9 protein-coding genes are annotated in these 11,610 nt (G+C 42.5%); 3 read left to right on the top strand and 6 right to left on the bottom strand.

What is annotated here, in order from left to right; translation table 11 throughout:
* Window positions 1-101 precede the first annotated feature (101 nt).
* The 6 genes from MMU07_RS01300 to MMU07_RS01275 all read right to left on the bottom strand — a co-directional run bounded on the left by MMU07_RS01300 (window position 102) and on the right by MMU07_RS01275 (window position 7,206).
* Window positions 102-1,202 (bottom strand): glycerate kinase family protein, encoded by a 1,101-nt coding sequence (locus MMU07_RS01300; protein WP_241124024.1) that lies wholly within the window; start codon window positions 1,200-1,202, stop codon window positions 102-104.
* 263 nt (window positions 1,203-1,465) lie between these two features.
* A complete protein-coding gene (locus MMU07_RS01295) occupies window positions 1,466-2,815 on the bottom strand; it encodes an alanine/glycine:cation symporter family protein (RefSeq protein ID WP_241124023.1) in 1,350 nt (449 codons plus the stop codon).
* A 411-nt stretch (window positions 2,816-3,226) separates the two neighbouring features.
* Window positions 3,227-5,386 carry a xanthine dehydrogenase family protein molybdopterin-binding subunit gene (locus MMU07_RS01290; RefSeq protein WP_241124022.1) on the bottom strand — a complete coding sequence of 720 codons (2,160 nt, stop codon included), beginning with the start codon at window positions 5,384-5,386 and terminating at the stop codon, window positions 3,227-3,229.
* Window positions 5,387-5,388: 2 nt separating this feature from the next.
* Window positions 5,389-5,844, bottom strand: a complete 456-nt coding sequence (locus MMU07_RS01285; protein ID WP_241124021.1) for a (2Fe-2S)-binding protein — start codon at window positions 5,842-5,844, stop codon at window positions 5,389-5,391.
* A 275-nt stretch (window positions 5,845-6,119) separates the two neighbouring features.
* Window positions 6,120-6,713, bottom strand: coding sequence for a hypothetical protein (locus tag MMU07_RS01280; RefSeq protein WP_241124020.1), 594 nt, complete (start codon window positions 6,711-6,713; stop codon window positions 6,120-6,122).
* Window positions 6,703-7,206: an RNA polymerase sigma factor gene (locus tag MMU07_RS01275; protein ID WP_241124019.1), complete on the bottom strand. Its 504-nt coding sequence runs from the start codon at window positions 7,204-7,206 to the stop codon at window positions 6,703-6,705. The genes MMU07_RS01280 and MMU07_RS01275 overlap by 11 nt, the downstream gene beginning before the upstream one ends.
* A gap of 214 nt (window positions 7,207-7,420) precedes the next feature.
* On the opposite strand from MMU07_RS01275, the gene MMU07_RS01270 reads away from it, so the two are divergent.
* The 3 genes from MMU07_RS01270 (at window position 7,421) to fucP (ending at window position 10,775) form a co-directional block, all read left to right on the top strand.
* Window positions 7,421-8,272 carry a fumarylacetoacetate hydrolase family protein gene (locus MMU07_RS01270; protein ID WP_241124018.1) on the top strand — a complete coding sequence of 284 codons (852 nt, stop codon included), beginning with the start codon at window positions 7,421-7,423 and terminating at the stop codon, window positions 8,270-8,272.
* Between the two features lie 206 nt (window positions 8,273-8,478).
* Complete coding sequence (locus MMU07_RS01265) at window positions 8,479-9,258, top strand: L-fucose dehydrogenase (RefSeq protein WP_241124017.1); 780 nt, start codon at window positions 8,479-8,481, stop codon at window positions 9,256-9,258.
* 221 nt (window positions 9,259-9,479) lie between these two features.
* A complete protein-coding gene (fucP, locus tag MMU07_RS01260; RefSeq protein WP_241124016.1) occupies window positions 9,480-10,775 on the top strand; it encodes an L-fucose:H+ symporter permease in 1,296 nt (431 codons plus the stop codon).
* The last annotated feature ends 835 nt before the right edge of the window (window positions 10,776-11,610 follow it).

Raw genomic sequence — 11,610 nt, 5'->3', positions numbered from 1 at the left:
ATCCAATTTGATTTTTAAGAAATAAGGCAGCGAGTGACAATGAAAAAAATCTAAAATTATCCCTGTATTTAGAAAGCAAAAAAGTCAAGAATCATAAAAGGTTAAAAATTCCACATTTTGGATTTGACTGCATTAAATAAATTCATCTTTGCTATATCAATAAATCCTTTGCTGTTAAAATCCAGCTCCGGCAATTGGATCACCCGATCAAAACCCGAATCTTTTCCACCTTTTCCTGAGGTGATCAAAACTGTTTCCTTATCATGTTTTTTTGCAAGCTGAAGCAGCTCAAAACTCCCTTTTCCCGACGCGGATTGGGAGTCAAATTTACCTTCTCCGGTGATGATAATGTCAGCAGATTTGATCTTGGATTCGATACCGACTTTTTCAAAAAACCATTTTGCGCCCATCTCTATCTCCACCGGAAAAAAGAATGAAAGCCCAAAGGCAATTCCTCCCGCAGCACCAAAACTTTCTATGTCTGCCAATTGCTTTCCTGATTTTTTTGCCATTAATTCCAAGATCTTGGAACACTCATTTTCAAACTTTTCAAGGTCTTCCAACTTTAAACCCTTTTGGGGACCAAAAACCGGAATAGCACCTGAGGGTCCGAAAAAATGGTTGTTCACATCACAGAGGCAGGTAAATTTGAAGTTTGGTTTTGGTATCGGGCTTTGTATAAATCGGATTTTGGAAATAAAACCTTCTGAAAAAACCGGGATTTCCCTTCCTTTTTCATCCAAAAACAAAAAACCCAAACCTCTCAAAATCCCGATCCCTAGGTCCACTGTCGCACTTCCTCCCAATCCCAAAATGATATGTTCGGCACCGGAGTCTGCAGCCTTTTTGATCAGTTCCCCAGTTCCGAATGTGCCTGTAATCCAAGGATTTCGCTCGTGAGGTTTTAATGATTTGATTCCGGAAACGGTGGAAACATCCAGGTAAGCTGTCTTTTGCCTAGGATCAAAAAAGTAAAATCCCTGCATCGGCCTTCCTAAAGGATCTAAGGCAATTTCAAAAACCTGCTGCAGGTTCAAGGCCTTTCCCAATAAAAAACAAGTTCCATCCCCACCATCCGCGATCGGGCAAACCGTCAGATTCGCATCTTGCATTTTTCCCAATATCGCATTCCCAATAATCTCCGCCGCTTCGTCAGCTTCAATCGTTCCTTTGAAAGCATTTGGGGCGATGAGGAGGTTCATTGTTCGGGGAAGTAGGGGTTGTTGTGGTTGTAATTGTTGTAATTGTTGTAGTGGTTGTAATTGTTGTCAAGTTATCATTGTTGTCGGGTTGTCAAGTTGTCAAGTTGTCAAGTTTTTGTTGATTCCCTTACGTCTTGACAAAATCTTATGGACAACCTGACCACACTATTTCCTCTCAACAATTACAACACGAAGGTTACAACAATTACAACTATTTTTCGATAACCTGACAACAGCTTTTGCAGACAACTTGACAACATTTATTAATTCCCCTTCATCCTTGCAAAATAATCCTTGGTAGCGGCTTTGACTTTTGGTGCAAGGTAAATCGTCGAAATCATCGTCGGAATGGCCATGATGGCATACATTCCATCAATAAAACTCACAACCACTTCAAGTGATACTACTGCTCCGGCGACAATGGTTAGCAAATAGAAGTAATTGTAGTAATTTGCTTTTTCTGCACCAAAGAGATAATTGAAACATTTGTGGCCATAGTATGAATAGGTGAACATGGTCGAAAGTGCGAAGACCAAAACCGCCAACATCAGCAGGTATTTTCCGATTCCCGGAAGTCCCATTTCAAATGCCTGAAGTGTCAACTGCACACCGTTATTTTCACTTGTTTCCCAAACCCCAGTAAGCAAAATTACAAAGGCAGTCAAAGTACAAACCACTACGGTATCAATGAATGGTCCCAACATGGCTATCAATCCTTCTCTCACCGGTTCATTGTTTTTGGAAGCTCCATGAACCATCGGCGCTGTACCTATTCCTGCTTCATTGGAAAAAGCAGCCCTTCTCGCTCCAATCACCATCACAGCACCAACAGCCCCACCCATCACCGCATTTCCGGTAAAGGCATCCTCAATAATCAATAAGAACATTTCTGGAACTCTTTCAATGTATTGGAACATAATCAATAGAACAGTTCCAAAATATAAGATCACCATAAAAGGAACCAACTTGGAGGCGACTGCAGCAATTCTTTGAATACCGCCCAAAATCACAGCAGCAACTGCCAACATCATCAATATCCCCAAAATCCATTTTGTGCTTTCTCCATTATCAAGTCCGTAAGGGGCTAACATCACACTTCTGGTAACTTCAGTAAGTTGGTTTGCCTGAAAAATAGACAACAATCCCAACACCCCTGCTACCGAAAAAAGAATTGCCAATGGCTTCCATTTTGGACCCATACCATGCTCGATCACATACATAGGACCTCCCTGAACTTCTCCCGAGGTATCTTTGCCACGGTACATGATGGCTAGACTACAGGTAAAATACTTCGTTGCCATGCCCACAAAGGCGGACATCCACATCCAAAAAATCGCACCGGGACCTCCCATATTGATAGCTATAGCCACACCACTGATATTGCCGAGACCTACAGTCGCAGCAATAGCCGCAGAAAGTGCCTGTTGGGAAGAAATCTGTCCCGGGACGTTATCAGTATCATATTTCCCTCTGACGACCTTCAATGCATGACCAAAATACCTGAAAGGCAAAAAACCTGAATAAATAAACAATATCAAGCCTCCTCCCATCAGCAATACAAGCATTGGCATGTCCCAAATCCAGTTACTGAAGTCAATTATAAAATCTCCCATGTGTTGTGGTATAAATGAATGGGCATATTAAAAGCATTTTTTGGGAAATACAAATGGATACTTGGAAGAGAAGTATTCATCATGCTCCTATATTGCTTGTGTATAAATGGAGATTTGACCTAAAAAATTGAACTTCTAAAAAAAAGTAATTGAAAGTATTGGATATGTTTTTCTTTCCCCGTGGTTCAAGAATTTTACTTCAGCCACCAAGAAGTCTGAAAATCCCCACCTGTCTGAGGAGTTAAGAATAACAGTATTTAGGCAAAATTCAGTTTTCTAGGGAAGATACAAAGATACCCTCTCCCCTATTATTTCTATGTATTTCAACCTTATTTCAATTTATCTCAATTCTATTTCAACCTTATTTCAATCGTATTTCAACCTTATTTCAATTAATCTCTTTTTGAAAACTTAACTAGATAAAACTTCCAAAACCTTCTCAGGAGTAAATGGCATATGCCTCAAGCGCGTCCCTGTCAAGGCCGCAAAGGCGTTGGAAATGATTGCACCCATAAACGGCAAACCTGCCTCTCCGATTCCGGTTGGTTTTTCTGTTGATGGAATGATTTCCAAAATAATTTCTTCAGGAGCATCTTCCATCCTTAAGATCGGATAATCGTAGAAATTGGATTGCTCCACCTGTCCCTCTTTGAAAGTAATGCTCTCAAAAAGTACGCTGCTCAGACCCATCACCAATGAACCCTCCATTTGGTATTTGGCATTTGCGGGATGCACGACCACACCGCCGTCCAATGAACCCCAAATTTTGTGCACCTTGATTTTTCCGGTGGATCTGTCCACGGAGATTTCGCAGACTCCGGCTGCCAAGGAACCGCTTCTTTCTGCAAATGCAATTCCCCTAGCCCGGCCATCAGGAACAGGCGAACCCCATTTTGCCATTTCTGCCACTTTATCCAAAACTGCGAGTTCACGGGGATGGTTTTTCATCAATTCCCTCCGCAGTTGGTATGGGTCTTTCTTTTGTTCCAAAGCTATTTCATCTACAAAAGTCTCAATCGCAAACTTATTCGGACCATGTCCCACCGCCCGCCAATGCTTGGTCCGGACTCCGTGGTCAATGTTTCTGACTTCGATCAGTTTGTTTGGGATGTCATAAAAAGGAATGTCAGCACCCGAACCCAAAAGTCCGCCTCCTGTTCCGATAACCACATGTTTCCAGGAATTGATGTTACCGTTTTGGTCAATTCCTGCCTCTAATTTTTGCAAAGAAATCGGTCTGAAAGCGCCGTATTGGAGATCATCTTCCCGCGTCCACTGCAATTTGACAGGTAAGTTGACTGCCTTTGAAATGTCCACTGCCTCTATCACAAAATCTGTCATGGACCTTCGCCCAAATCCGCCACCCAAATAGCAGGTGTGCAGGTTGACAGATTTGAAATCCAACCCCAAATGGTTAGCAACATCATTTCTGGTACCATCAGCCGCCTGAGTACCGACCCAAACTTCTGCCGAATCGGCTTTCACATGGGCGACTGCATTAAGCGGTTCCATCTGCGCATGGTAGATATAATCATTTTTGTAATCTGCCTGAATGGTCTTTTGTGCCTTCGGAAGTTCCCTGTTCAAATCACCTGCCTGAGCGACAATGCTGCCTGTTTTGGATGATTTGGAAAGCGCCTCATACTCTTCATAAGCGTCTTGGCTGTTGTGAGATTTGGCTTTGGTGTCGCCTTTCCAAGTGATTTCCATCATGGATTTGGCTTTCAAGGCGGTTTCCATGCTGTTGGCAACAACCCCAATCCCATGCTTCAAACTGACTAAATTCAAAACTCCTTTTATTCCTCTGATCGCTGATTCATTTTTGAGTTCAGGTTGGGTCCCGTTGACCGGCGAGCGGACGATGGCCGCGTACACCATTCCCGGTACATGGATATCTCCAGAGTAAACGGCCGAGCCATCCACTTTGAAGGGCACATCATACCGCTGGTAGTCTTTGCCTATCAATTTGAAATCCTTAGGGTTTTTCAAATCTGAATCCGGAATTTCAGGAACCGATCCAGGTATCTTTACGAACTCAACAATTTCTCCGTAAGTGATTTTTTTGTTGCTTTTTGGATGAAAAACCACACCTGAGTCGGTTTTCAGTTCCTTTCTGTCCACTCCCCATTTCTCTGCCAAGGCAGAGAGCAGGACATATCTTGCCTGTGCACCGGACTGACGGAGGTTGTTGTAGTGCGCGCTTACCGAGCGGCTTCCCACAGTCAGCATGCTGCCGCCTCTTTCACCACCCCAACCAATCCCGTAGATATCAGGCTCTACCGGCGCATCTTCGATTTTCACTTTGGACCAATCTGCGTCCATTTCCTCGGCAAAAATGGCTGCCAAAGCTGTCATTGTCCCTTGCCCCATTTCCGAAGCGGGATTATAGATGGTCACTGAACCGTCTGAAGCCAAATGAACCCAAGCGGAAATCTGCTTGCTTTCAGCTAATTCTCCCTTTTTAAAAACCAATGCCGGCAATCCGACAGCCGATACCAAAAAGGTAATGCCTCCCCCCACTTTTAGGAATTTTCTCCTACTCAATCCCTGTGATTCAATTTGCTTTTCCATGGTTAGACTTTTTGGGCGGTTTTTTCGATTGCTTTCAGGATTCTCAGGTAAGTACCACAGCGGCAAAGTACACCGTTCATGTGCTTGATGATTTCTTCTCTGTTTGGGTTGGGGTTTTCTGCAAGTAAAGCTGCCGCCTGCATGATCTGTCCCGACTGGCAATACCCACATTGGGGAACCTGTTCCTCGATCCAAGCCAGTTGAAGCGGATGACTCCTGTCTTCCGAAAGACCTTCAATAGTGGTGACTCTCTTACCTTCAGCTTGAGAAAGCGACGTGATACAGGATTTAACAGGTTTGCCATCTATATGAACTGTGCAGGATCCGCAGAGGGAAACCCCACAACCGAACTTGGTTCCGGTCAATTTCAACCTTTCCCTTAAAGACCAAAGCAGGTTGGCATCCTCCTCGGCGGTGACTTGAACAGGTTTTCCATTGAGTATAAATGAGTATTGCATGGCGCAGCTTGGTTATTGGTTATTTGGTTAATGGTTATTTGGCTATCGGTTAATGGAGAGAGGTAAATGGTAAGAGGTTGAAGGGAATGGTTATTGTTTTTAAGTCCCTGAGCTTGTCGAAGGGTTGGTTATTGGGAATAGGTATTTGCTGTAAGCTTTTACAAAACCGATTGGAAATCATTAAGTTAAAAAAAATAATGGGATAAGTAAATGGATTTTGGATAGATGGCGGGATTTGAATGATAAGAATATCGGATCAATTCAAATGCTCTTTACTATTCATTTACCTCTGTCAACAACTTTTCGGTAGCTTTCAATTTTCTGTTATAATATTTGAGTACCCAAAAAGAAAAGCCCAAAAAGAACATTACACCCATTGGAAAATACAGCATCCAAAAAAGTGGAGTCGGGACCAAACTTACACCCTGTATGGACAATAATACCGGTGCCCCGATGACCATCAGAAACAACCCTAAGGACACATTCAGTTTTTGAAGTTTCTGAAATCTGAGTTTTTGTTTTCCAAAAACCTGAATAGTCTCCAAGTAGGTTTGAGCTGAAAGATCCACTTTCCTCATCGCCCTGACAGATTGAAGGGAAATGATAGGAAGAATCAGGAGCAAAGCGATCGAAACCACCCCAAAAAACTGAATCATTGGATCGTCAAGCTTTGGGACATTTACTGAAAGGTAAGCAGCTCCCAAATAGCAAATGATGGTTCCGATATATTCCGGAAGGGCTATTTTTTTCAAGTTGTTATGGTATTGGTCTTTTGTCATTTTTTCTATCATTTGTTGGTTTAGTATTTCTTGTTTTTCTACTCTTTTGCTCAGGTCATTCCAGGCAAGCTTCATTTCTTCAAGTTCCATAATCAGCGTTTTTTTTGATTTTAGATTTAAGTTTTTCTTTGATTCGGGAGATTTTGGTTCCCACATTACTGACCGAAATCCCTACAATTTCTGCAATCTCCTCGTGGGATTTACCTTCTAGGAAAAGTAGGATGATACCTTTTTCAAGCAGATTCAATTGTTGGATCTGCTCATAAAGAAGCTTGATTTTTTCTTCCTCTGCCTTGTCGCTTTCGTCTGTCAGCCTGTCCATTTCCAATTCAAAGGGAATTGTGTCAGGCATTTTTTTGGTTTGCTTGAGATGAAATATGGCCGTGTTGAGTGCCACGCGATACATCCATGTACTCAGTTTTGATTGTTCACTGAATGAACCAAAGGATTTCCAAAGTTGGTAGACGATCTCCTGATACAGGTCTTTTCGGTCTTGTTTGCCATCTGTATACAGCGTCGTGATTTTATAAATCAGACCTTCATTGGCTTTTATGACTTTGGTAAAATGCTCTTTAATATCCATCAAGAATCAAACTTCAATGCATTAGTGTTTCAAGTTTCAAAAAAATCACAGATGAGAAGGAATATTTTTTGTCATATGCCAACATCTGATTGATATTGGTCATTATCGGCTATCTCAGCTATTTTCCAATCTTTTATTTTTGGTTGTAGGAAAAACCCAAAACCTGCTAACTTTAAAACTTTGTAACCTTATCAACCTAATTAACCTCAATTACATGAAACTTATTCGCTTTGGAGAAACAGGAAAAGAAAAACCGGGAATCGTTGCACCTGATGGAAAATGGCTGGATTGCAGCGGTTTTGGTGAAGATTGGTCAGAAGAATTTTTAGAAAACAATGGTCTGGAAAGATTGAAATCATGGCTTGACTCAAACATTCATAACCTTCAGGAAATCAGTGATAAAACACGCCTTGGTTCACCTATCAAAAGACCATCAAAAATACTCTGCGTGGGATTGAATTATTCCCTGCATGCCAAAGAAAGCGGCATGCCTGTTCCCGAGGTTCCTATACTTTTTATGAAAGCGACCTCGTCACTTTGCGGTCCTTTTGATCCGATTTTGATTCCAAGGAACTCTACCAAAACCGATTGGGAAGTGGAGTTGGCGGTGGTGATCGGCAAGAAAGCAACCTATGTCAGCAAAGAAGATGCGATGGATTATGTGGCGGGCTATGCTTTGCACAATGATGTCAGCGAAAGGGATTTCCAATTGCATCACGGCGGACAATGGGTCAAAGGGAAAAGTGCTGACCACTTTGCTCCCCTCGGCCCTTATTTGGTGACCAAAGATGAAATCTCCGATCCGCACAACCTGCGATTGTGGCTCAAAGTCAACGGCGAAACCATGCAGGACAGCAATACCTCAGACCTGGTTTTTGATATTCCTACTTTGGTGTCCTACATCAGCCAATACATGACTCTGTTACCGGGAGATGTGATTTCGACAGGAACACCTTCGGGCGTAGGTTTGGGACTGAAACCACCACGCTACCTCAATCCGGGAGATGTGGTCGAATTGGGAATTGATGGATTGGGAACGGCGAAACAGGTTGCGGAGCAAGCTTAAAAAATTCAGAATTGTGAATTAAGAATTATGAATAACTTACTATCTAGGATTTAGGTTTAAGGATGCAATGTTTATCCAATATAAAACTTGTTAAGAATATTAGTTGTCCGGTACATCGGTCTTCCGACTTCGGTCTTCCGTCCCATTTGAAGTAAAAATTGGGTTACTGGCAAAGAATCGGATATCCTCTAAATAAATTATTCCCAATGAATTTAAACATCAACCAAAAAGTATATCTCGTTTCCGGTGGGGCAAAAGGGATTGGTGGTGCCATCAGCAAAGTTTTGGCTGAGGAAGGTGCCTATCCTGTCATCATCGATCCGTCCGTGAAAGAAGGCCAAAATCTTGTTTTTGAATGTGAGTCAAATGGAGGGAAGTCGCTTCACATACCAAGAAGGCTGACAGATTCCAATGCGGCAAAAGAAGCAGTGGAAATGGCTATTCAGAAGTTTGGAAGGATAGATGGCGTGGTCAATAATGCCGGTGTCAATGACGGTATCGGACTGGAAAATGGCTCTCCTGAAGCTTTCAGGGTATCTGTTGAAAAAAACCTGGGCCATTATTACGATTTGGTGCACTATGCACTTCCCCACCTCAAAGCATCAAAAGGAAGTATTGTCAATATCAGCAGCAAAACCGCTGTTACGGGCCAGGGAAATACCAGTGGCTATACCGCGGCAAAAGGCGGCCAATTGTCCCTGACAAGAGAATGGGCCGTAGAACTACTCAAATACGGCATCAGGGTCAATGCAGTAATTCCTGCTGAGGTTTTGACACCATTGTATGAAAATTGGCTGAAGACATTTAGCAATCCCGATGAGAAATTGAACGAGATTCAAAACAGGATTCCTCTTGAAAAAAGAATGACCACACCCCGTGAAATCGCTGATATGGTGGTTTTTCTACTGTCTGACCGCTCTTCCCATACCACCGGACAATTGATTTATGTAGATGGTGGATATACGCATTTGGATAGGGCGCTATAAGTACGAAGTATCAAGTACTAAGTACCAAGTACCATGGATAAAGTATAAAGTATCGAGTTATAAAGTAAAAATGATCAAGATTTCATTTCAAGAAAAAGGCCTAAATTCCTATCCAAGCAATGTATTGAAAATCAGTTAACCAAATAACCTTTGACCAGATAACCTTTAACCAAATAACCCAATAACAAATAACCTCTAACCAATTAACCTTTAACCACAAAATGCCCAAAGCCACCCTACTCCCAAAAGCCCTCCTCCTCCCCTTTATCCTGATTACTTCTTTGTTTGCGTTGTGGGGATTTGCCAATGACATTACCAATCCCATGGTGGCAGCATTCAAGCGGGTATTGGAGCTAAACAACGTTCAAGCGTCTTTGGTGCAGATGGCATTTTATGGAGGATACTTTACCATGGCACTTCCTGCAGCTATATTTATCAAAAAATACAGCTATAAGACGGGGGTTTTGATCGGGATGGGATTGTACTCATTTGGTGCTTTGCTTTTCTACCCTGCAGCTGCTTGGGAAAGCTATTTCTTTTTCCTCATGGCTTTGTATATCCTGACTTTCGGATTGGCTTTTTTGGAAACAACTGCTAATCCTTATGTCCTTTCTATGGGTTCTGAAGAGACCGCAACCCAAAGACTGAACCTTGCCCAAGCATTCAACCCTATGGGCGCTTTGGCGGGATTATTTGTAGCCAAGGAATTTATCCTAAATGCCCTCCAATCCAACAATACAGATGCTGCGGGAAACATTATTTACGACACTTTGGATGAATCAGCCAAAGCGATCGTCCGCACCAATGACCTGATGGTAATCAGAAATCCTTATGTGATGTTGGGTTTGGTTGTGATTATCCTTGGATTGGTTATCGCCGTTGCCAAAATGCCTGAAAGTAAAACCAACAATGGCAAACTTGACTTTTGGCCTTCTATGAAACGGCTAGCCCGCCAACCGCAATTTGTGGAAGGAGTCGTGGCACAGATGTTTTATGTCGGGGCACAGATTATGGTTTGGACGTATATTTACCAATATGCCGAAGCTATCGGGATTGACAATGCATCGGCTGTGAACTATGCTTATGCGGCTTTGATACTGTTTTTGGTGGGTAGATGGATCTGTACCTTTTTGTTCAGGTACTTCTCTCCTGCCAAATTGCTTTTCTATTTCTCCGTTTTAGCGGGAATGTTCACACTCGGTACAATATTCATCGAGGGGATTTATGGGCTTTATTCCTTGGTGGGAATCTCCTTTGCCATGTCGCTGATGTTTCCAACGATTTATGGCATCGCATTGGAAGGATTGGGAGAAGATGGAAAATATGGCGCGGCTTTTTTGGTAATGGCGATTGTGGGCGGTGCGATCATGCCAACACTTCAGGGCGTGATATTGGATTTTGGCGGACCTGGGTACAATGACATTTCGATCATGGGAGTCTCGGAAGTCAATTTCTCTTTTGTGTTGCCTTTGGTTTGTTTTATGGTGGTGGGGGTGTTTGGGTATAGAAGAAAATAAGGCTCTCGCAAAGACGCTGAGTCGCAAAGGAAGAAAAAAGGAAAAGCCCACGAAGTCACGAAGACACAAAGAAAAAAATAACTCCCGCTAAGCCGCTAAGACGCAAAAAGGAAGAAGATAAGCGGATTCCCGCAAAGGCGCGAAGGAAAAAAAGGAAAAGCCCACGAAGTCACGAAGAACAAAGAAAAAAATAACTCCCGCAAAGCCGCTAAGACGCAAAAAGGAAGAAAATAAGCGGATTCCCGCAAAGGCGCAAAGGAAGAAAAAAGGAAAAGCCCACGAAGGCACAAAGAAAAAAATAACTCCCGCAAAGCCGCTAAGACGCAAAAAGGAAGAAAATAAGCGGATTCCCACAATGGCAAGGCGCAAAGGAAAAAAAGGAAAAGCCCACGAAGGCACGAAGGCACAAAGAAAAAAATAACTCCCGCTAAGACGCTAAGACGCAAAAAGGAAGAAAATAAGCGGATTCCCGCAAAGGCGCGAAGGAAAAAAAGGAAAAGCCCACGAAGGCACAAAGAAAAAAATAACTCCCGCTAAGACGCTAAGACGCAAAAAGGAAGAAAACAAGCGGATTCCCGCAAAGGCGCGAAGGAAAAAAAGGAAAAGCCCACGAAGGCACGAAGGCACAAAGAAAAAAATAACTCCCGCAAAGACGCGAAGATGCAAAGTGAAAAAAAAGAAATATGTGTATCCGCATGAATGCACGTGACAAAATTTGACAATAAGTGTCAATAATTTGTGGTTGAAGTATAGTGGTGGTTTCTTGTACTAAAATATGAAACATTATGACCATACTACAATTCATGCAAAATTTTCCTGATGAATCAAGCTGCGA

The sequence above is a fragment of the Cognataquiflexum nitidum genome (assembly GCF_022538055.1).
Taxonomy (GTDB): domain Bacteria; phylum Bacteroidota; class Bacteroidia; order Cytophagales; family Cyclobacteriaceae; genus Cognataquiflexum; species Cognataquiflexum nitidum.
This window is presented reverse-complemented; position numbering and strand designations above follow the sequence as displayed.

What these genes read in the sequence shown, in the direction of transcription:
- MMU07_RS01300 (WP_241124024.1), bottom strand. Translation starts at nt 1,202, where the DNA reads ATGAACCTCCTCATCGCCCCAAATGCTTTCAAAGGAACGATTGAAGCT.
- MMU07_RS01295 (WP_241124023.1), bottom strand. Translation starts at nt 2,815, where the DNA reads ATGGGAGATTTTATAATTGACTTCAGTAACTGGATTTGGGACATGCCA.
- MMU07_RS01290 (WP_241124022.1), bottom strand. Translation starts at nt 5,386, where the DNA reads ATGGAAAAGCAAATTGAATCACAGGGATTGAGTAGGAGAAAATTCCTA.
- MMU07_RS01285 (WP_241124021.1), bottom strand. Translation starts at nt 5,844, where the DNA reads ATGCAATACTCATTTATACTCAATGGAAAACCTGTTCAAGTCACCGCC.
- MMU07_RS01280 (WP_241124020.1), bottom strand. Translation starts at nt 6,713, where the DNA reads ATGGAACTTGAAGAAATGAAGCTTGCCTGGAATGACCTGAGCAAAAGA.
- MMU07_RS01275 (WP_241124019.1), bottom strand. Translation starts at nt 7,206, where the DNA reads ATGGATATTAAAGAGCATTTTACCAAAGTCATAAAAGCCAATGAAGGT.
- MMU07_RS01270 (WP_241124018.1), top strand. Translation starts at nt 7,421, where the DNA reads ATGAAACTTATTCGCTTTGGAGAAACAGGAAAAGAAAAACCGGGAATC.
- MMU07_RS01265 (WP_241124017.1), top strand. Translation starts at nt 8,479, where the DNA reads ATGAATTTAAACATCAACCAAAAAGTATATCTCGTTTCCGGTGGGGCA.
- fucP (WP_241124016.1), top strand. Translation starts at nt 9,480, where the DNA reads ATGCCCAAAGCCACCCTACTCCCAAAAGCCCTCCTCCTCCCCTTTATC.